This window comes from Halodesulfovibrio aestuarii DSM 17919 = ATCC 29578 (assembly GCF_000384815.1).
Taxonomy (GTDB): Bacteria; Desulfobacterota; Desulfovibrionia; order Desulfovibrionales; family Desulfovibrionaceae; genus Halodesulfovibrio; species Halodesulfovibrio aestuarii.
The window spans coordinates 1-19,843 of sequence record NZ_ARQF01000014.1 but is presented as its reverse complement, the minus strand read 5'-3'; the positions used below and the strand labels follow the sequence as shown (position 1 = coordinate 19,843).

Sequence of the window (19,843 nt, the reverse complement as noted above, 5' to 3'; positions counted from 1 at the left end):
TCTTGCTTTAAAGCGTTACAAAGTCGTTAGAGTATTCTTCAACACGGATACCGATAGTGCATGGTGGTACTGCTGCGTGATCGTACCCGTATGTATTGTTGAATTCGCCGGCGCGTACATAGAACGGAACCGGTGTAATAATTTTCCAGCGATACCGCCGGCATGTTCGCCCGTAATGCTGAATGAGCACTTTTAAAAGTTTCTGGTTTTCGGCCAGTTGGGAGTCGGATAACTGGATATCAACAATGTCCCAATCAATCCCGTCCATGCGTTCTTCAATTTCCACATAGCCAATATCGAGCCGCATAAATATGCGTTTAAAACCGGCTACGCTTCCCGCGTCTTTGGCGTTGATGTATGCATATTTTACTCGCTTCCGGAACAAGGACAGTGGTTCGTCTTTAAAGCGGTCAATGTCGCGCTGCCAGGCTATGAGGTTAAGCACGGTTTCAACGCATGTTTCCGGATTCATCTGAAGGAGTGGCCAGCTGGCCCAACTTGTCAGCAGCTCGAACCACTTGGCCGCGCTTTGCGTAAGAATGCGTACTTGTTCTTCTGAAAACCAGAATGGAAGTTTTACCGCGGCCATTATTCAGCTCCGAGCGTTACGGTAAGTGCGCTTAACTTTGGCAGTGTGGTTGCGCTGGTAATGTCCTGCATGTCGAACTCAACGGATTTTAAATCCGTAAATTTTCCGTGCAGCTCGTCGGAAAGTTTGGAGAAGGAAAAACGGCTCTGGGGAAATACTTTGGTCACGGTGTATGTTTCATTTTCACGGAACGCACACCGGATCATATTCTCTACCCCGCCCCGTAAGGCCTCTTCTTTTTCGTCCGTAAGGTGTGGCTGTGGATGAACAGTAACGCCAAGCGCAATATCTTGCGTAGGCATTGGAAAACAAAGCATGTCGTCACCGTGGCCGTGGTTGCCTGTATCGCGTACATGGCTGTTGATTTGATCTACAAAGGATTGCGACGGTATGCCGCTTTCGATCATCACATAACAGTTTGCACTGCCAGGGCCTCGAGGCGCTCCATGTTCAAAAAAAAGATAGTCCGGACGAATGCCGGCAAAGCCGGTTATGTCTGCCCTATATGCCGCGTCGTGGTGGTACTGGCCCACCGCGGAAAACTGATTGCGACAACGAAGGCGCAGCGGCTCGTCTTGTTCCTGATCCGCGCCGGCAACACTTAGCCAGTCAGCTTCATTTTTTACTGAAGCAACGCCGGCTATTGGTGTTGGCAGAACGGAATAGTAGCCCGGGCCAAGGTTGTAGGCGTTGCCTTCTTTCTCAGCTAGTACCGGAATTTTTCCTGTAAGTTCTCCGTCCGGGATAATTGTGTCTGCAGTGGTCGTAACGCGGTATACATAGCCGTTGATAGGCGCAGTTTCGATAATAGTACCTGCAGGGAACAGCAGCTCACCCGTAGAAACAGTTCTAGTCACAAGTAAAACACCTTGTGCGGTAACGCTTTTTTTGCGCTCCACATCTACTCCCCAGGCGTACAAATCAAGCCATGTACTTGTGGCGTATTTTAGAAAGATGTTGGGCAGCGCATGCTTAATAAGAAGCTTAACAAGGTCACTGCATGGCGTGGTGATGATAGAGGTAATAAGACGCCAGAACGGACTCCATTTACTGTCATTCTGAATAAGGCCGCCTTGTTCTTTATTAAGAGCATTCCAGCGGTCTTTCATGGCTTGTTCGGTAACAGGGATGTCTGCGTCTTCAAGCATCTGGGTAAAGATTTTTTCAGATTCAGCTGGCATTTATATCTCCTACAATGTCCTCTGCAGCTCACCAAATTCGAGCGTCTCCGCGACCAAATAGAACGTGCCGAGGGAAGGTTCTTCTATGTACACGGTGCCGGGCTTTATGCGTTCGTCTTCTTCCACGGCCATTATGATCTTGTTCAGGTTGGCCGCTTTCTTTCGTGCATCCCTGTTGGCTATCAGCTCAACAAGTAACCCTGTTTCTCGAATCATGTGTTCAATGTCCTGGGCAATACAATCGACGTCATGCACAAGCGCCGGGTTGCCCCCGGCATCAAGTGTAAAGTCGTTATTTGTTATAAGTAGGTCGGTGTATTTTGGCATTAAGCACCGGCCAATAAGAGTTGTTCGCGTAGGCTCTGCGCGTCTTGTTTGCCTTCGGTTTGGATAACAACCTTGCCGATACTCTGTGAGCTGCTCTGGTTTTGGGTCATGGAATTGCTGATACTTTGAGCAGCACCACCGGGAGGAACATTCAGCCGGCGTCCTGCTTCAAGAGAAGGCGAGGTACTGACAACGGTTGTTTCCGAGGAGGTGGACAGGTTTACCCCGGGCAGCATGTTTAGTTTGTCGATGAACCAATCAACACCGGAGCCGAGTGTGTCAAACCAAGCCAGAATGGAAGTGAACACCCCGTCAAACCCTTCAGTAAAAAAGGTGAAGATCAACCCGATAGGGGTAAACATTTTTACAAAATCGAAGATAGAACCAAGGGCATCCCACCAGCTGCTGGCAAGATTAAGTACCCCGTCAAACCCATCTTCGAAGAAGGTGACAATCAATCCGATCGGAGAGAATAGTTTTATGAAATCAAAAGCAGAGCAAAGAGTATCCCACCACTGTATGTCAGAAAATACAGCGGTTAAATCATCCCACCAGTAAATAACAGCACCGACAGCAACACCAACACCAACAAGCGCAGCAACTAACCACGTTGCAGGGAATCCCCACAACGCAGCATTTGCTAACCACTGAGATCCGGAATATGCCGCCCATACAGCCTTACTCCATTGAAGTGCGTTATTCAGTGGGCCGAACACTACACCAAGCCCGAAGGTGGCAATACGCATGACGCCGGATGCAGCTGCAGCAGCTCCAAGTATACCGGTAAAGCCGAGAATGGCAGTAGCCCCGTAGCCTATCCAGCGGGTAAGGTTAGGGTACTTGTCGGCCCATTCCGTCATAGTGACGGTTGCGTCGGCCATCATGTTAACCAGGGGATTGATTACGGGCAGCAGTGATTGACCGAGAACGGTTGTTAAGGCGCGGCCACCGGCAGAAAGCCGGTCGAAAGGATCCACCATTTTAGAGGCCATCTGTTCTGCTTTGCTCATGCCTTGAACATTGCCGAGTTTTTTAATGGATTGGCCAAGCCCATCGGTGTCGGCCATAAGCAGTTTAATCATACCTACCGCTTCATCGGATCCGAATGCCTTTTTCAATGCGTCGGACTCGGCAACATCGAGAGTATTCCCAAACTTGCCTTTGAGTTTGGTAAGAATATCCATCATGCCAAGCATTTTGCCGTTGGAGTCTGTAAACTTGAGGCCGAGCTTGTCCTGTGCGCCGCCAACGCCGGAAAGAAACGCCTTGTACTTTGTACCGGCTTCACTGCCGGACATAGTAGATTGCAGCGAGCCAAGTACGGCCATCTGTTCAGCTGCGTTAATGCCGGCAGAAGTTGCAGACGCGCCAAGCGAAGTGAACGCGCCAGACATTTCCATACCGTTTGTCTTGAACATCTGTACCGCGGTGGCGGTCTGGCCGGTGAGCTGCTCTACCCATTTGGCTTTGCCCATTGCATTGGCTTCGTTTTTAAAGATGCCAAACATGGTGCCAGTATAGTTGGTAATGGTTGCAGCGTCGGCTTTCGTTGCTTTGGCCAGTACGTTGGAAGAGTTGGTGAAGGCCGCCAGCTCCTTCCCGTCAAGACCTTCAATGGATGATTGAATATCGTATGCGGATGAAGCAAAGGCGTCTGCAGACTCGCCATATTTAATAGAGTATTTAAGCGCCTGGTTGTTGAGCTGCTTTAATGCGGAGTCGCTCACATCAAGCGAAGAAACTTCCTGCAGGGCTTTGTTCATTTCTCGGGCAGGGCCGAGCATGGCAGTAATACCTTCTGTGGCAGCCCACATGCCAGCGGCCCCGGTGCCAACCTGAAGAAAGGACTTGCGTGCATAGGTAGCAAAGCCATCAAGCTTTTTTTGCATCTTCCCGACAGGGCCGGTCACGTTGTCCAGCATGTCTACTTGGAAAAGTAGTTTTTCTAAATTCATGTGCTACCGTCCGCAAAATGCCCTGGAAGAACCGTTTGCTATCGCAATTTCCATTTTCTTCCAGTAGTCGTTTTCTAAAAACATTGCCTCTGCCATGGTCTTCTCTGTAGCTTTTTGGCCGGGGAACCACTTATGGGAAAAGACCATCATTTGTGACAGCGCTTGCCCTTCTATGGATGCAACCCGCCGTTCTACTTTCCCACCTGAATATTCAGATCAGGAACAAACTCTCTTGTGATGATCGTCATAATTTGCACTGGTGCACCGGGAGAATCGAGAATCTTGAGCAAGTCGTCTTTTTGGGCTTTGTCGATAACTCGGACAAGAAAGTTGTGCGCTGCTTCAATTTTGTTGTTGCCATCCAGCGCATTAATAAAATCGTTGTAGTCTTCAGTAGTGAGATTGAAGGTAAAGTCTTTGCCGGCAATGGTGAGTTTGAGTTTTTGTTCCATATTATTTCCTTTGCAGCGTAATAAGCTGCTCAAGTTGTTTGTTGATTCGTGCTTCAAAATTGGAGAACAGTTTCTCTAAGTCCTCTTTGGAAGCGCAGTTCTCTGCAACGTGCAGACGCAACGCGAACAGCTCGTCTCTATTCTTATTTGAAGCTCTGTAGAGAAAGACGTTCCAAGCGACGAGAAACGGTGCGATACAGCGTGCAAAGAATTCTGCGGCTTCCATGAGGGTCATTTCTTAAAGTCCTGCTTTAGCTTTTTGCTTTTTGTCGTAAGAACGGGATGCAGAGTAACCAAGGTAGCCGGAGCCAAAGAGCATCCAGAGCGGTTCCGGAATGCTGGCAAACATAAACTTCATGTTAGCGGCTGCCTGTTTCATTTCAGCCGGCCACCAAATACCGAGGATACTACCGACGACACACAGACCGATAACGCCGTACATGACGTACAGAAACATAGGACGCGCTCGGCTTGTCCATTTGTCGCCGCTATTAGCTTCTGCAGTAATGGCTTTGTACCGGGCGTCCATTTCTGCCAGTTCGCCGTTCTGCTTCATCTTCGCCAGTTCAAGCTTTGCCTTTGCCGCTGTCTCTGGGTCAGGCCACAAGCGGTCGATGAGCTTGCCGCCAATATTGAGGATGCCGTCAAGACCAACCATATTACGCCCTCGCCAGCTGGCAGCCTTCCATAATCACTTCTGGATCATATGGATTCACGCCGTTTTCGTGCAGTGTGATAGAAGAAACCAGTTCTTCCAAATGGTCGGCCACGTTGATTGCTTCATCCGGATCCACGCCGAGGCGTTCGGCTACATGACCGGCATATGCGTTGGTGTCGTTTTCCACCGGAGGCGCCCAACGGTCGATAATGCCGGCTACGGTGTTAAGTTCGTACTTGCGCTCGTAGGTAAGCAGGATCTTGCCCATTGCGCGTATGCCGTGCTGTGGGTCAACAAAAGTACAGAAGGACGGGTCTGTCTGTTCTGTAGCTAGGCCGTTCCACTGTGTACCCTTGCGGATGTTGCCCGGGTTGTTGTTGCGGAGACCGCGAGGTTCTTTACTCATGCTGTGCCTTCCTGTTCTTTTTGACATTCAATGCAGAGGCTACACCCAGGCACGGCCATCTGCCGTGCTTCTGGGATTGGGTTGCCACACTCAACGCAATGCGTGAGGCTTGGCCCTGTAGGTCTATTTGCTTGGGCTTGAGCAATGGCAGACTTGATAGAAAGCTGTTCCACGTCGGAGGCTCTATCAAAAACGTCCATTACAGCATGCCCTCGGTTTCATCTTCGCGGAGATATGGAACGCCACCAATGTTGACAAAGTCCGGTGAAGTAACGTCGAAGATAAGTTTTCGGGAGAGTGCCTCGCCGCCCTTGCTGTCTGCATCAAGGATGCTGCCAAGCTTGATTTTGCAACCAAAGGCTTCGATCTTTTCTTCTTCTTTGTCGGCGGTCTTACCGTAGAAAGTAATGTCAAAAGGTTCTAATCCGCGGAAGGAACCGGCGCTTTTGGCCGCTTCTTTAATGAGTTTAAAGTTGGCAAGGTTAACTTCAATCTCGCCATTTGCGGAAACGTCACCGTCAACCCATCCATTTGGGATGCCACCGTCGGAAGCAACCGCGGAGTTATCTGAAATCTCAAGGCTGGCTTTTAAAAAGCGAACCTTCATATCGCCAATTGTAACGGTAATATTCTTGCCGCTAAGTCTTTGTCCTTTCATAGTCGTTATCCATTACTAGCTGGCTGCAGGGTTAGACAGGTCAAGCATTAGGTTACATGTAATCGCTTTAGGGCAGTTGTACGGGCGAGCTGCCATGTATATTCCGACTGTGGTTCGTGTTGGCCAGGAGATAACAATATCGCCATCTTTTGGCGGCTTCACTTCGCCCGGGAACACCTGCCCTAATATTTCAACGCTTTTAGACATTTCACGCAGAGGGCGCATAAAGTACCCGCTATGGTAGTTGATGGAATCCGGAGTGCTGTTAAGCTTACGGTCGGCAATACGGGCAACAGCTAGCTTGTACACACGGCGCATGGCCTTCTGTACAACTCGCAAATTTTCAATAACCTGATAGTCGCCGCCTTCAACGTCGAGCAGGTGGCCATCTGTCCAATAAAGACCTTCGTAGTCGGCGTACCACCACGGAACACTGAGACGGGCATTTGCAAGCGCTTTGAGAATGGAAGTGTCGATTTCGCGACCGTCTTTGTCCGTAGGCTTGTTAGACCACTGGCCTTTTAGTTCCCCTGTTTCAACGCGCATAGGAGAGTCTGCAACCGTCACGGAGCGGTCGCACAGTCTGCCGGCATAGGTTCCGACTTCATGCCCCCAAATATACGGAGCAACGGAAACACAATCGGCTTTAATGCCGGTCACAAGCGCTGTGGCTCTGGTGATAAAATCAGACCAGCTTTCTGTTTCTGGATTGATCTTTGCGATTGTTGCAATAAAGACTAACGGACGCTGATATTGTGCGCGAACAGAGGCTTGCTTATCTCGCATGGCCTCAAGGTCTGTTGATGCGGTAATCGGGTCGGTAACGGCTATCGCTTCCACTTTGGCCTGTTCCATGACTGTATCAACGGCTTTGTCCCATGTAATATTTTCGTCGAGGACAAACGCACAAGCATTCCAGTTCTGGCCGGCGTTAAGCTTGGCAGCTTCAATTTGTGTTTTCAAAATGCTTTCAGCGCTGCCGAGCACTTCGTCCAGATCGGTGTCAGTATTCAGGGGAACAAGCTTGCCCTGATTTGTTGAGCCTTGGCCGATGTAACAGAAGTACCGTTCAACTTCGTTGAATGGCCCCTGCATGCGGTTAAGGCGGTTTATTTGAATCTGGCCTGTTGCCATACGGCCTCCTATGCCTTTTTAAGTTGTTGGAGTGTTTGCCGGGCTAAGTCCTGCAACATTTCATCTGCCTTTTCTGCAGGGACTCCGAGAAACGGTCTGGCTTCTGGTTTAACTTCCCAGGCTGTTGGCCGGTTCTCGTTTCCACGTAAAATATTTAAAATGAGTGCCGCTTTGCCGACCGTCATGTTCTCGCGGATCCACTTGATGGTTACTCGTTTAAGCCGTGTCCCTTTGCCGCGTTTTTTGCGAACTCTCAGGCGGTAGCCGGCATCAAGAAGAGCTTTTGCTTGTGCTCTTGTGGCCGGCGCTTTGTAGTTAGGAACGCCATATCTTTTCCGGGCTTTGCTTGCTGACCACTTTTGAGCTATGCCGTGCTGTTGTGCGTATGCGATACGGGCCGCGAAAGCGTTGCCCCATGTCACCTCGGCTTTAGTTTTGCCGCGGCCGTAGACGTTTAAGCCTTTGCCTTTACCCTTCGGATTCTTGCCAAGCTTTGTGCCGGCCAGCTTTTTAAGAAGGCGGTTTTTGTTCCTGCTATTCTTGCGCGGTGCCATCTGCGTTCCGCGCACCGTGCGTTGCTGGCGTATGTTCTGGGCAGCCTGTTTGCGTACAGTTCGCGCCATGCTCATAACAATCCGGCGTTGCTTTTTCGGTGGCATCTGCAGCAGGGTTAGCTGTTCCCTCAGACGCAAGCGGGAGCGTTTGTCTACTGAGAGATTGAGTGCCGGTTTATTCTGCGACATCGCCTTGCGGCTCCAAGTTTTCTAATTCTTCAGCAACATCGATAGGCACATCAGATACGCGCCATTGTCTTCCATCAAAAGGGATAGGCCCGTTCTCGTCTGGTACAATCTGCAGCCCTTCTTCAAACTCAACAGCAATATCAATGTCGGCTGTATCCTGATCGTTTAACGAAATATCTGTCTCCGGATCCGCAAGCCCGTCTTCATCCCGGTTCGTGTCATGTTCACTTATCCAGGCAAGGATGAGCAGCAACAAAACATCTGCGTCCCCACTGTAGTTTTCAATTTGAATAAGCGCGTCGTACTTAAACCGGCCAAGCTCTACACCGTGGCCAAGGTCGCTACCGGTCGGGTACAGTTCGCCACGGTCTGCAAAGCTTTGTACTTGTTCCCGGTCAAGTCCTGCATGTTCTTCAAGGTAGGCTGTGAGCTGCTGTAGTTTCCGCATTAAATAAGCTCCACATCGACGCGATTGTTGCCGAGAAAGTCGGAAATTGCGTCCTCTGCGTTGGTCAGCAGTGTGTCGCGGGTTTCGGTACTTTCCTTTGCTTCGTTATGGGCAGCTTCACGCCTGTTGATAGTGGCGTAGTGCTGCAGCAAATACGCCTTGGCGTAGTTGGAAACAGCGCGTTTGTAGTGCAGTACTGCCGGTGTTTCTCCGCCTAATGCACATCCTTGTATGTCCTCTGGAACAGACGCTAAGGAGGAATACCCTGCCGCAATTTGTTCATTCTTCCAGTCAATCAGCTGCTTGTTTGCCCACGCCATGCCGAGCTTTAGCTGGTTGATTAACAGCTCGTCTGTGTACTCGCGTGGTAGCCTGTAAATCTTTTGAAATTCTGCAAGGGAGAGGTCGGGCCAGAACGGTTCGTTCGTGACTGTCACTGTTGCAAGTTCGGCTGTATGTCCGGAAAAACTGCTCATAAGGATCCTTGAGAAAAGGCCGGCTTGCTTCTGCAGCACTTAGAGCGTTGCTCTGGTGCTCAGAGCAGCCGACCTTTTGGGGGGTGTGTAAGACTCTATGCTGCGTTTTCTTCTTCCAGAGCCGCAGCTTTGTTACGTGCTTTGTCCAGCTTGGTTTTTACCTTGGCACCAAGCGCGAATGCTTCGGCCAGTGCGTCAGCTGCAGCAGCGTATTTTTCTTCAGCAAACAGGCGCAACCCGTGCAAGCGGTACAGCTTGGCGGTCACTTCGTCGGGCAGATTCCACGGCTTAGAACAGAAGCCGTCAGCGTTTTCAAAGATGAAGGAGAAGTATGGCTCAATGCTGTTTTCTTCTTCAAATTCTCCATCGGCCCATTCCAATACTTCGTCGACAATAAAAATTTCGGTAGCGCGGTTAAAGCGCTCTGGCAGTGGGATGTTGTTTGCAATACACCACATGCCACAATGGACTGCTTCGTGAATGCTGCCGGTATCGAACAGCCAAATAAGGAACCAACCCTGTACTTCGTGGCGGTCGCCGGACTTTGCCATGCGTTCAACGTGTGGGCGGTATTTTTCAATCAGATCAAGCTTTACCTCTGCGCGTCTGTCGCGGGAGTTAATGCCCTTCAGCATGATAAAGTCTTGTTTCAAAGCCATATCAAGTGTGACGTTAAGCTGAGTTGATTGCATGACGCCGGATTCAACATGTGTGCTGGTGGATCCGGTCGGCGCTGCTTCTTGCAGCTGTTTGCCCTGCTGCTTCGCCTGTTCGTGTTTTCGTTGGTTCTCCAACATAAGACTCATAACTCACCCCTTTGAGTAAAAGGTGGGAACATGATGTTCCCACCAGATTAAGAAGGAAGGATTCGACTAGATCCAGTCCGGATCACTCTCTTGTGCTTTGTTGACGTTTGGAAGTTTCACATTGTCAAACTCCATGCCAACAAACTGTTCAACGTCTTCGACCACGTAGCCCTCGTTACGGCTGTTGAAGTCTTCAACGCGGTTTTTCTCTGGCTTGTCTTTGAGGTGACGACGCCAGCTGCCTTCCTGCACGTAGATCGAAAGGTTTTTCTTGCTGGTGATGATGAGACCGCGTCCAGGGAAGTTGGAAGGGGTTTCCCAATCAAGGCCGCCAAGTTTGGCCATAGCGGTATTGATGGAGTTTTTCTCTGTTGGTGTGTCGCCCTGTTTTTCATAGAGCGCGGCACGTTCGCGTGCGATGAGTTCGTCACCAACAAGAACAATAAGTCCTTTACGCTTCCATTTCGGGATGCCCTGCAGAATGTCGTTGACGGCCGCATCAAGGTTTGGAAAGTCACCGCCAGGGCCGATACGAATTTCACCAGCAGCCTTTTTACCGGCAGAAATGATGTTTCCAGGCTTGCGGTCGCGCATGTACTGCATCCAGCCCGGGAGAACGTCCTGCATAAGCGGGTAGGTTTCGAGATCGGTGTCTTTTGCTGCCTGTTCGCCGTACCAACCAACCATTTCGCGGTCGTTTGCGATTTGTTCTTGTACGTTGTTGGTGTATCGGGCTTGGAAGTCTGGCCATTTCGCCCACGCATCCATAGTTCGGTAGGTCATGTACACATCGCTATCGACCTGATGCAGCTGGTACTCGAATGGTTCCAGGCCAAGCACGTCGCGCGGAGTACGTTCCTTGCCTTCTACAGTGGTATCGGTGCGTCCGGACACAGGGCCGGTTACGCTGCCTAAAATATTCTGTCCCTGCAGGTCATCTACAGTGATGACGTTAATGTCCTTCAGGAAGGTTGATTTTTCGACAATCTTATCCTGCAGCTTCTGTTCTACAGAAGGCGTAATCGAAAAGGATTCTTTTACGCTAGGAACTCCATAGCCGAGGCAATACGCCTTACAGAGCGCGTTAAACGCTTGACGAGTTAAAGTCTTCACGCTTTCCCCTTAGATAATCCCAGCGTCTTCCGCAGGGGTTGGGTTCTCAGGAACAGGTGTTCCAGGGAGAGCCTGGTTAAACTTCTTGTCCATACCTTCCACGGTAGATGAAAGTTTGGTGACCATGCCCGCTAGTGCGGCAAGGTCGATTGTTTCCGGGGTGTCTTTAGGCTCGTTGCCCTTTTCCGGATCTTCTTCTTCGCCGCCCTGGCTAAACTGCTTAGACGCCAATTCAGCAATCTTGGTGAACTGGTTAGCCAGTCCCTCAATGGCTGTAGCGTTTGCCTTCGTGGCACTAAGCATCTGATTAAATTGTTCTGTGTTCATTTCTTCCTCGTTGTTTGTCGGAGGTGTGGTTTGCTGCTGGTTACCGAACACCCGATGGAAGAGGCGTGTAAAAAGCTTTTCAGCTTCTTCTCCGGTGGGAGCTGTTGGTTCATTGTCGAACAACCCTTCCAACTCAATACCGGAACAATAGAATTCTCCGAGTTCTTCACCGCGCTGGGCGCGTTGCTGAGAAAAGAATTTGATTCGTTCAGTACCAAGAGATGCAGGGGAATCTGTGATAGCGATTCCGCTCATGTAGGCTTTGTTCGTGTCAGCAAAATTTGGGTCAATTTCGATAGAGGGATAGAGCTTCTGGCCATCTTTATTCTTTTCAATAAAGCGCCAGCCAGGCTTTAACTTTGCGTACAGCTCTGTCACATCGCCATTTTCGCGTGCTTCAGTTGCCAATACTGTTCCGTGATTGCCCCAGAACCGTTCGTGCTCTGGCCAAATTACAGCTTCGTATGTTTGGGGACTATACGTCTCTGCAATGTCGCGCAGGTCTTGCGCTGCAATCTCGCGCCCGTCGATTGTCGGGCCAGACTGTGCAACCTTGATGAACTTTGTTTCTAACATTGTGCAAAGATACTCTAGTATAGAGCCGATGCAATATTCAGGAATCCTATATGACTCTTATAGGAATGTAGTGGGAGGTAACTTGTAGAAAGGATATGTATTGTGGAGCCATGCCACAATATTCCGATGAAGTGAAATATGCAGCACGGTCTATGTTTTTGCGGAAACATAAGATTGCAGAAATTCACAAAGAACTCAAGGTTGCAATTCGAACTTTGTATTACTGGTGTGATACAGAGGGTTGGAAAGATTTATTGCGTCATGAGTCTGCACAAGAGGCCATTCATAGGCGTCTCGTTTTGCTTGCAGCGAAAGAGGACAAGACGCAAACGGACTTGGCAGAAGTGGACGTCCTTACCCGTAGTCTTGAACGACTGCAGAAGTTGGAAGAACGCAGTTGGCCACAATCAGACGAAGCGGATCAGGGTGCAAAGCGAACCCGAGGTGGCGGCAAGGGGAAGAAAGGTCGCGCTAACAAGAAGCATAAAAACGACGTTTCCCAACTTACCGAAAAAGATTTTTCAGAAAAGCTGCACTGTCATTACTTCGAGTATCAGCACGAGCTGCGCGCGTCTAAAAAGTATGAAGATCGTTTCATTCTCAAGTCGCGCCAGATCGGTGCAACCTGGTACTTCGCCCAGGAAGCATTTGAGGACGCATGCCTTACCGGCGATAACCAGATATTCTTATCTGCTACTCGAGCACAGGCCGACATTTTCCGTGCGTATATTATCAGTATCGCAGAAGAGAAGTTCGGCATTGAGTTAAAGGGTAAGGATAAAATTGAGCTGCATACAAAGAAAGGTAAGGCAACGCTTTACTTCCTTTCCAATAATAGCAGCAGCGCTCAGGGCTATCATGGCCACGTTTATATTGATGAGTGTTTCTGGATTAATAAATTTAAAAAGCTGCATGACCTTGCTTCGGGTATGGCAGCGCATGCCAAGTGGCGTACAACTCTTTTCTCAACGCCTTCGATCGTTACCCACGAAGCGTACCCACTTTGGATAGGTGACGAGTACAATAAGCGCTTTAAGAAAAAGCGTGTTTCATTCCCAACTTTTAAGGCCATGCAGAAAGGCGCGGAATGTCCAGACGGAATATGGCGCAAAGTCATTACGCTGGAAGATGCCGCGCGCGGTGGGTGTGACCTCTTTAATATTGAGCGGCTTAAGCTCAAATTTAGCCCGGCCGTTTTCCAGAACCTTTACTGCTGTAAATTCATTGATGGTTCGCAGGGGGTATTCAAGCTTTCAGAGCTGGAAGAATGTAATGCGGACACTTCAGCATGGAAAGACTTTGATCCAAAGGCCGACCGGCCTTTCGGTAATGGGCCTGTATGGGGTGGGTACGATCCAAGCCGTAGCCGTGATGATGCATCCTTTGTCATCGTTGCCCCGCCATTGAAAGAAGGCGGTCGGTTCCGTTTGTTGGCTAGGTATACGTGGGTAGGTAAAAACCTACGTTGGCAAGCGGAAGAAATTAGAAAGCTTACGCAGAAATACAACTTTGATTACATCGGTGTCGATACCACTGGCCCGGGGCTTGGCGTATATGAAATGGTTCAAACGTTCTACCCTGCTATTACTGCTATTCATTACGGCCTGCAGACAAAGACAGCTCTTGTTTTAAAAACGCAGGACGTTATCCATAGCGGCCGATTGGAATGGGACTTTAGAGAGAGCGATATTCCCGCGGCCTTCCTTACTATTAAGCAGGAATCAACAAAGAATGGCGGCATAACATACGTTGCTGACCGTACTAAGAGTACCGGCCATGCAGACGTGGCTTTTGCAATTATGCATGCACTATACAACGAACCTCTCGCAGACCAGCCCGGCGGTGGCTGTGACTTTGGAATAAGTGAATAAGGAGCATTTTATGGTGGAGAACGAGGCTCAAAAGCTTACAAACGAACAGCCGGCAGAACCAGAGGTGGAAGCGTTTTCCTTTGGCGATCCGGAAACAGTGCTTAATGATCGAATTATAGACGGTCTTGGCGTGTGGCTGCTTGATAACGGCAGATACTATTCTACACCGGTTTCTTTAACGGGCTTGGCCAAGCTGCTTAAAGCCAACGCATACCACGGGCCGATTCTTGAGTTTAAAACAAACATGGTAATGCGCGGCTTTCAGGGGAATAGCGTAGTAAAACGTCGTGATATGAAAAAGGCCACGACGGACTATAACGTCTTTGCAAACTGTTATTTTAAAGTCTACCGCTCGGTTTATGGTGAGATTGTAAGATTGCAACATTTGCCGGCAATCAATATGCGGCGCTGTAAAGGTCAAGACTGTTACGGCATGCTTAATAATACGGGCCAGCTTATCGAGTTTAAGCCTGGCGAAGTTATCCACATTGCGAACTATGATGTTACCCAAACTATCTACGGCATTCCGGGGTATCTTGGCGCAATTCAATCTATGCTGTTGAACGAGGACGCTACCCTGTTCCGCCGTAAGTACTACAAGAACGGCGCGCATATTGGATACATATTCTATTCGACCGCCACGGGCCTGGATGAAAAGACGCGCGCAAAAATGAAGGCTGCCATTGAAAAGTCAAAAGGTCTTGGCAACTTTAAAAACATGTTCCTGCACATTGGTGGCGCAGATAAAGACGCGATCCAGATCAAGCCGGTAGGAGATTTCAGCACAAAAGATGATCTTGAAAAGATCAAAAATATTTCCCGTGACGATATTATCGCAGCAAACAGAATGCCGCCGGCACTGGCTGCGATTATGCCGGGACAAAATACCTCGTTTGGGGATTTAGAAAAAGTAGATGCGGTGTACCAGCGTAACGAGGTTACGCCAATTCGAGAGGATCTTTTAGAAGTAAATGACTATTTGCCACTTGCTGCAAGAGTTAGCTTTGACACACCTAGTAACACCGCTGTATAGTTCGTAAAACATACAAGGAAATAGCTAATGAGCAGAACACTAGTTTCGCACTGCCCAACGTGCGGTCATAAGGCAAGGATTGAGTCCAGCAAGGTTATATCGAAAGAATTAAAGCAGCTCTATTTCAGTTGTGGTGATCCTGCCTGTGGCCAGACGTGGGTTTCGAATTTAGAGTACTCGCACACCTTGAGTCCTTCTGCTTATCAACTGCCTGAGAACATGCGAGAGCAGCTTAAAACAACAACCCTGTCACAGCAGCAAAATTTGTTTGAGTGCATTACGTCGCCAGTCCAGTAGCCCGATTTCCCCCAATTACAATACCCGCCCTGCCCTAATCCGGCAGGGCTTTTTTTATAACATCTCAATATGTTGTTGACTTTATGTTGGGCACGGAATAATGGTGGCAAATGATCACAAGTGAAGGCAAGCGAAAGCGAGTGGGAACGAGTGAGGGCGAGTGAGGGGCGAGTGAAGGCGAAGAGCCATTTTAATATGTAGTGACGGAGTTGAATATGAGCCAACCAACAGCGTATGACTTTATTAACAAGCTTGGTGAAAATGCGGATCGTCGATTTGAAAATAATCTTCAGGATGCTAGGGATAATGGGCACACAGAGGTTCACATGGATGCAACCTTTTCTCCGGCTGAAGCTAGAAAAATGACAGGCCGGAGAAGTTTTCGTGGAACCTTCCTGCGCCAACTTCAACATGAAGCCGAAAATGCCAATTGCGATACAAATATTAGCGTTGCAGCTAATGGTGCGATTTCTATAAGTCGTTCTGAAAGTGTCAGTGAAAACGAAAATGAAGCTTATATTGATATTAAAGATAATCTCATGAAAGAGATGAAATGATTTTTATCTGTGGCTTACAATGCCCGCCCTGCCCTACTCCGGCAGGGCTTTTTTTGTGCCGTGATAAAAAAGACATAAAGACGTCATGACGTCATGACGTCATGACGTCAAAATACTTTACACACTGAAAAAACTATGTAAGAGAAGAGGGGAAGGGTGAATAAAGACATAAAGACGTCATGACGTAAAAGCGTCAAGACGCCAAAAACGTGAGGTGTGTATGGCTCGAAAAATAGCCCTCTCTAATCAGAAGGGCGGGGTAGGTAAAACTACAACCGTCATTAATGTAGGCGTAGGAATTGCTCGTCAAACTGGCAAGCGTCCACTGCTTGTGGATCTGGATCCACAAGGTAACTTGACTAACGCATTGGCTGGAAGTCTCGAAGAAGATCAGCAGACAGTTTTTGAAGTTCTGGCGGGAGACATTCAAACCGCAGATGGCATTATGCAGCTAGATGAAGTTGATTTGTTGCCAGCTGATAGAGCACTCGCCGGAGCGGATACGATCTTGATGAACAAGATGGCTAGAGAACGCATCCTTAAAAAAGCGTTGGCCAAGGTAGAAGGCGATTACGATTATATACTGATAGACTGCCCAGCAACGCTAGGCCTGTTAACAGTTAATGCGTTTGTCGCTGCAGATGAGGTTGTTATTCCTGTCGAGTGTGAAGCCTTTGCTCTAAACGGTCTTGTTGATTTGCTTGAAACAATCGATGAAGTTCGTGAAGCGTTGCATCCAGGTTTAACAATTGGCGGCGTGCTGGCTACAAAATTTAACAAAGGGCTTTCGCTTAATAAACAAGTGCAGGAAGCATTGCAGCAGCAGTTTAAAGATAATGTTTTTGAAACATTGATCCGTAAGAACGTGAAGCTTGCAGAAGCGCCAAGCCATTGCCAGCCGATTTATGATTACGCGCCGGGCAGCGCAGGTGCTGAAGACTACGAAGCATTAACCACAGAAATTTTACAACGGAGTGCATAATGGGTGGTGCATTAGGAGATAACGTCAAGACGTCAAGACGTCGCCAGAGTACGTTGATAAAGTCGACACCGACACAGGAATCAACCCCAGCACCAGAGCCAACGCCGGAGCCAGCTGCTACAAAAGCAGAAGAGCTTGTCCGTCATACGTTGCGTATTCCAGCATCAATGGAGCGCCGTTTCATGAAGTGGCAAATGGACCAGGTGATTGCAGGTCGGCCAAAAAGTGAAGTGAGCTTCAATGCGTTTGTATCGGAAGCGATGGACAACGCACTGAAAGCAGCAGGGTACGGTGAGACGTTATAGTGTTATGACGTCATGGCGTAAAGACGTCTTTATGTCATATAAATAACCATGCCCCTCAATCGTTCAGCAGTTTGGCGACGTAGAACGAATGAAGGGCACGATCAAAAGGAAGCATAGTTTATGTTGAAAGAATCAGAGCGTCAATGCATCGTGTTACAGGCTGGAAAAATGACCGTTAAAGCCGAGAATTTTTATGCACCAGTTGGCCGAAGGGCGCGTACATTTACAGCAGCTGCAAAGGCGTGTCGTGCTGCTTTAGCTGGAATGCCATATAAAGGTGTAGTGTGTTAACAGAGGTTGTCGTTGAGAGTATGTGTGAAGCAGAAAATGAGGAAATGAGTAGTGATAGTGAAAGATGAATTGAATAAAGTTTTGTCTGGTTACGATACCGTTCTTTTTACTGTTGATAGAGTTGTGTGTTGGTTTGAGTTGAAAAAGGGAGACAGAAGTTTAGCCGTTTATGGGCCTAAATCGGATTCAAAAGCTTTTCTTCTTGATACTGGTGAAGTTGAGTTTCAACCATGTTCTATCGAAGATAAGAATTTTTCCGCATTAGTTGATGCAACTTTTGAAAAGCATGCAAAGACTGAAGAAGAATGGGGACAAGAGGATATTGTTATTGATGAGTTCGGAGAGTTCTAGAAAATTTTTTTGCGTAACACGCGCAAAATCGATAGTTAACATAAAAGCCGTTACGCGCTAACGAGAATATTTTTTATCCGCTTGTAACTCATTAAAATACATGTGTATGTCAAGTTTAAAGCCCCTTGGAAGTGAACAAAAACACTTCCAAGGGGCTTTTTGCTTTTCAAAATGGGGAGCGCTTCGCATTAACCGTATACTACTCAAGTTAACTGTATGCGATTCGTGCTATTATGATTCCGGTTAAGACTTCCATGAATAGAAATTTTTTTTACACACGGTGTGTAATTTTGCTTGACTTGTTTACACACCGTGTGTATTTATATATTCATGACGAACACGGAGGTAATAAAGAAACTGAAAAAGGCAGGGTTCCGAAAAAGCCGAAAAGGTAGCAAGCACGACATCTACCAACATCCCGATGGGCGGATGGTGCCAGTACCAAGGCATAAAGGGAAAGACCTGAAAATCGGAACCCTACGGAGTATTGAAAAACTTGCAAACGTAACACTCAGCTAGAGGGAGGGGGCGAAAGCCCCCACTCTAAAAGGGGTTAATATATATGTTGTATCCAATTATTGTTCATGAAGAGGATGGCGGCTACACTTTTACTGCGCCGGATTTTCCGAGCTGCTTTTCTGAAGCAGATTCGCAGGAAGAAATACAGCCAATGTTGCAGGATGTAGTGCAGCTCGTGATGGAAGAAACAGGCGCGGACGTTCCTGTCCCGTCAAGTGTGGCAGAGCTTGCCGCCTCAGAAGAAGCACAAGGCGGCTTTGTAATGCTTGTCGACGTGGATCTTTCCTTTCTCGAAAAGACAGCTAAGCGCTACAACATCTCAACAGCGCCATGTCTTATGGCCACCATCGATCGTGCTGCAAAAGTAGCCGGGAAAAGTAGATCGCAGTACTTAATAGATTGCGGTCTAAAGTGTGCACCAAGAAATAGGCCGCAAGGCGAGCTATAATAATTAAAAAGACTTCACTTAGAAAAATCTAGGTGAAGTCTTTTTTGGTTTAATTCTTTGATGTTATGGGATATAAGAGATGCTTCATATGGTGAGACTTCCTTATCGTGCTACGGCACAAGGCGCAGAGCAAACTGATAAGGGAGAACGCTTATGATTGCATTTATGTCATCATGGTTAGCGTGGGCAACTCCATATGCAGTAAATGGAGCTATCTTTTGGATAGCTGCTGCATGTGTCTTGAGTGTCCTTAAAGCGCTGATAGGCTAAAACGGATGCGCCCCGCCGTGGGTTCCATCCACGGCGGGGCACAAGAAAACTTGTAAATACTCATGTTAGTATGAAGCAGGGGAGGTCTCGCTGTAAAACAATCCTGCGCCGCTTCTTAAGGTCGAATGTGTTAGCGCACATTCGGCCTTTTCTTTGACAAGCTTGATTTTCTTGTCAAACAATTAATCAAGTTCGTTCACTAATAGTTAAACATGTTTTACTAATTATTCAAGGGTTCATTCCGGACGAAATAGGGCGAAATAGGACGAAATAGGACGATTAAGGATATTGCATAATGTAAGATTGTTGAATAAAAAATAATTATTACAGCATTTTAGGTTCGACAGGCTTTTGAGGGGGGTCCCCTTTATTCCCCGTTTTTTAGCAGTCCATTTTTCTATTATTTTTTATCATTTTTTATGATCCTTTTTTACGTAGTATTATTATAGGGCGTTTTAGTTGTCCTAAAAAAAGCCCCCTTTTTCGAGACTCCGAAAAGGGGACTTTTTTTAGCTACTAGGGCTACTAACTCGCTGGCACAACAGACGTGTTTAAATAGACGCCTTTTAAAATAGACGTGAATTGTTTCCGGTTGAGTGTGATTGAGTATTCTTTGCCCGGGTTCTTTTTGGCAGAAGCTACGGTTGCAAATATCTTCGCTCGTTCTTCGTTTGTTTCATCCTGGACAAAGTTGATGAAGAACGCACTTAACATTGACCGGGCAATGGCCATGTCTTTTGTATTTATTTCGAGGTGGGCTTTGGCCAATTCGCCCCCCACTTCTTTCATGGTAACAGCGCCAATAACAGTGCCTTTTTCTTTTAACAGGTAACTAAAATATGTTTCCTTTTCGAGTGCCGGCACTCCTAGCTCATTGAGCTGGCTGTTAACTGAGGCAATGAATTTTTCCGGAGAAAGAGTAAACACTGGAATAGTTGCAGGAACCTCGCCCTTGATTGCTTTCTCTGCAAGATTCCAAGAAATGGACGGTGGCGCGTATTCGATACCCGGAGAAGAGTTTTTAGCCACGCCATTAACTGCATAGATTGCCCCTTCCTTGATCCAGTAAC

At 47.9% G+C, this 19,843-nt stretch carries 29 protein-coding genes; 10 read left to right on the top strand and 19 right to left on the bottom strand.

Annotation, left to right across the window (positions count from 1 at the left end; all coding sequences use genetic code 11):
* Nucleotides 1-7: 7 nt before the first annotated feature.
* The 18 genes from F461_RS0100800 to F461_RS16670 form a co-directional block, all read right to left on the bottom strand.
* Nucleotides 8-589, bottom strand: coding sequence for a phage tail protein (locus F461_RS0100800; protein WP_019999258.1), 582 nt, complete (start codon nt 587-589; stop codon nt 8-10).
* Nucleotides 589-1,770: a baseplate J/gp47 family protein gene (locus F461_RS0100795; RefSeq protein WP_019999257.1), complete on the bottom strand. Its 1,182-nt coding sequence runs from the start codon at nt 1,768-1,770 to the stop codon at nt 589-591. Before F461_RS0100795 ends, F461_RS0100800 begins: the two co-directional genes overlap by 1 nt.
* Nucleotides 1,771-1,779: 9 nt before the next feature.
* Nucleotides 1,780-2,097, bottom strand: a complete 318-nt coding sequence (locus tag F461_RS0100790) for a DUF2590 family protein (RefSeq protein WP_019999256.1) — start codon at nt 2,095-2,097, stop codon at nt 1,780-1,782.
* On the bottom strand, nt 2,097-4,052 hold the full coding sequence (locus tag F461_RS16685) for a phage tail tape measure protein (protein ID WP_019999255.1): 1,956 nt from the start codon (nt 4,050-4,052) through the stop codon (nt 2,097-2,099). The genes F461_RS0100790 and F461_RS16685 overlap by 1 nt, the downstream gene beginning before the upstream one ends.
* 3 nt (nt 4,053-4,055) lie before the next feature.
* The gene (locus F461_RS19615; protein WP_412779043.1) at nt 4,056-4,199 is read right to left on the bottom strand and encodes a DUF6890 family protein; all 144 of its coding nucleotides are present in this window, start codon (nt 4,197-4,199) and stop codon (nt 4,056-4,058) included.
* A 44-nt stretch (nt 4,200-4,243) separates the two neighbouring features.
* Nucleotides 4,244-4,504, bottom strand: a complete 261-nt coding sequence (locus tag F461_RS0100775; RefSeq protein WP_019999253.1) for a putative phage tail assembly chaperone — start codon at nt 4,502-4,504, stop codon at nt 4,244-4,246.
* A 1-nt stretch (nt 4,505) separates the two neighbouring features.
* A complete protein-coding gene (locus F461_RS0100770) occupies nt 4,506-4,739 on the bottom strand; it encodes a hypothetical protein (RefSeq protein WP_019999252.1) in 234 nt (77 codons plus the stop codon).
* Between the two features lie 3 nt (nt 4,740-4,742).
* On the bottom strand, nt 4,743-5,162 hold the full coding sequence (locus F461_RS0100765) for a holin family protein (RefSeq protein WP_019999251.1): 420 nt from the start codon (nt 5,160-5,162) through the stop codon (nt 4,743-4,745).
* 1 nt (nt 5,163) lies between these two features.
* Nucleotides 5,164-5,568: a structural protein gene (locus F461_RS0100760; protein WP_019999250.1), complete on the bottom strand. Its 405-nt coding sequence runs from the start codon at nt 5,566-5,568 to the stop codon at nt 5,164-5,166.
* Complete coding sequence (locus F461_RS0100755; RefSeq protein WP_019999249.1) at nt 5,565-5,768, bottom strand: TraR/DksA family transcriptional regulator; 204 nt, start codon at nt 5,766-5,768, stop codon at nt 5,565-5,567. Before F461_RS0100755 ends, F461_RS0100760 begins: the two co-directional genes overlap by 4 nt.
* Nucleotides 5,768-6,226, bottom strand: a complete 459-nt coding sequence (locus F461_RS0100750; RefSeq protein WP_019999248.1) for a phage protein — start codon at nt 6,224-6,226, stop codon at nt 5,768-5,770. The genes F461_RS0100755 and F461_RS0100750 overlap by 1 nt, the downstream gene beginning before the upstream one ends.
* A 15-nt stretch (nt 6,227-6,241) precedes the next feature.
* Complete coding sequence (locus F461_RS0100745) at nt 6,242-7,360, bottom strand: DUF2586 domain-containing protein (protein WP_019999247.1); 1,119 nt, start codon at nt 7,358-7,360, stop codon at nt 6,242-6,244.
* Between the two features lie 8 nt (nt 7,361-7,368).
* A complete protein-coding gene (locus F461_RS16675) occupies nt 7,369-8,103 on the bottom strand; it encodes a phage virion morphogenesis protein (protein WP_019999246.1) in 735 nt (244 codons plus the stop codon).
* Nucleotides 8,090-8,551, bottom strand: a complete 462-nt coding sequence (locus tag F461_RS0100735) for a phage tail protein (protein ID WP_019999245.1) — start codon at nt 8,549-8,551, stop codon at nt 8,090-8,092. The genes F461_RS16675 and F461_RS0100735 overlap by 14 nt, the downstream gene beginning before the upstream one ends.
* Nucleotides 8,551-9,027: a head completion/stabilization protein gene (locus F461_RS0100730; RefSeq protein WP_019999244.1), complete on the bottom strand. Its 477-nt coding sequence runs from the start codon at nt 9,025-9,027 to the stop codon at nt 8,551-8,553. The genes F461_RS0100735 and F461_RS0100730 overlap by 1 nt, the downstream gene beginning before the upstream one ends.
* Before the next feature lie 95 nt (nt 9,028-9,122).
* Nucleotides 9,123-9,833: a phage terminase small subunit gene (gene gpM, locus F461_RS0100725; protein WP_019999243.1), complete on the bottom strand. Its 711-nt coding sequence runs from the start codon at nt 9,831-9,833 to the stop codon at nt 9,123-9,125.
* A 66-nt stretch (nt 9,834-9,899) separates the two neighbouring features.
* Nucleotides 9,900-10,946: a phage major capsid protein, P2 family gene (locus F461_RS0100720; protein ID WP_019999242.1), complete on the bottom strand. Its 1,047-nt coding sequence runs from the start codon at nt 10,944-10,946 to the stop codon at nt 9,900-9,902.
* A gap of 9 nt (nt 10,947-10,955) precedes the next feature.
* Nucleotides 10,956-11,849, bottom strand: a complete 894-nt coding sequence (locus F461_RS16670) for a GPO family capsid scaffolding protein (RefSeq protein WP_019999241.1) — start codon at nt 11,847-11,849, stop codon at nt 10,956-10,958.
* 110 nt (nt 11,850-11,959) lie between these two features.
* On the opposite strand from F461_RS16670, the gene F461_RS0100710 reads away from it, so the two are divergent.
* From F461_RS0100710 to F461_RS0100675, 10 genes are all read left to right on the top strand, one after another.
* Nucleotides 11,960-13,720, top strand: coding sequence for a terminase large subunit domain-containing protein (locus tag F461_RS0100710; protein ID WP_019999240.1), 1,761 nt, complete (start codon nt 11,960-11,962; stop codon nt 13,718-13,720).
* A gap of 10 nt (nt 13,721-13,730) precedes the next feature.
* On the top strand, nt 13,731-14,753 hold the full coding sequence (locus F461_RS0100705) for a phage portal protein (protein ID WP_019999239.1): 1,023 nt from the start codon (nt 13,731-13,733) through the stop codon (nt 14,751-14,753).
* Between the two features lie 27 nt (nt 14,754-14,780).
* Nucleotides 14,781-15,050 carry an Ogr/Delta-like zinc finger protein gene (locus tag F461_RS18980; RefSeq protein WP_019999238.1) on the top strand — a complete coding sequence of 90 codons (270 nt, stop codon included), beginning with the start codon at nt 14,781-14,783 and terminating at the stop codon, nt 15,048-15,050.
* A gap of 215 nt (nt 15,051-15,265) precedes the next feature.
* Nucleotides 15,266-15,607 carry a hypothetical protein gene (locus F461_RS0100700; RefSeq protein WP_019999237.1) on the top strand — a complete coding sequence of 114 codons (342 nt, stop codon included), beginning with the start codon at nt 15,266-15,268 and terminating at the stop codon, nt 15,605-15,607.
* Between the two features lie 220 nt (nt 15,608-15,827).
* On the top strand, nt 15,828-16,589 hold the full coding sequence (locus tag F461_RS0100695; protein ID WP_019999236.1) for a ParA family protein: 762 nt from the start codon (nt 15,828-15,830) through the stop codon (nt 16,587-16,589).
* Between the two features lie 53 nt (nt 16,590-16,642).
* Complete coding sequence (locus F461_RS0100690) at nt 16,643-16,894, top strand: hypothetical protein (RefSeq protein ID WP_143154865.1); 252 nt, start codon at nt 16,643-16,645, stop codon at nt 16,892-16,894.
* Between the two features lie 120 nt (nt 16,895-17,014).
* The gene (locus tag F461_RS19120; RefSeq protein ID WP_019999234.1) at nt 17,015-17,185 is read left to right on the top strand and encodes a hypothetical protein; all 171 of its coding nucleotides are present in this window, start codon (nt 17,015-17,017) and stop codon (nt 17,183-17,185) included.
* A 51-nt stretch (nt 17,186-17,236) separates the two neighbouring features.
* Nucleotides 17,237-17,536 (top strand): hypothetical protein, encoded by a 300-nt coding sequence (locus tag F461_RS0100680; RefSeq protein ID WP_019999233.1) that lies wholly within the window; start codon nt 17,237-17,239, stop codon nt 17,534-17,536.
* Between the two features lie 330 nt (nt 17,537-17,866).
* Nucleotides 17,867-18,055 (top strand): type II toxin-antitoxin system HicA family toxin, encoded by a 189-nt coding sequence (locus tag F461_RS18975; RefSeq protein ID WP_073021065.1) that lies wholly within the window; start codon nt 17,867-17,869, stop codon nt 18,053-18,055.
* A gap of 43 nt (nt 18,056-18,098) precedes the next feature.
* The gene (locus F461_RS0100675) at nt 18,099-18,503 is read left to right on the top strand and encodes a type II toxin-antitoxin system HicB family antitoxin (RefSeq protein WP_019999232.1); all 405 of its coding nucleotides are present in this window, start codon (nt 18,099-18,101) and stop codon (nt 18,501-18,503) included.
* Between the two features lie 795 nt (nt 18,504-19,298).
* Here the strand turns inward: F461_RS0100675 and F461_RS19260 are convergent.
* Nucleotides 19,299-19,843, bottom strand: a 545-nt coding sequence (locus F461_RS19260) for a hypothetical protein (protein ID WP_034605950.1), incomplete at its 5' end; no start/stop codon positions are given.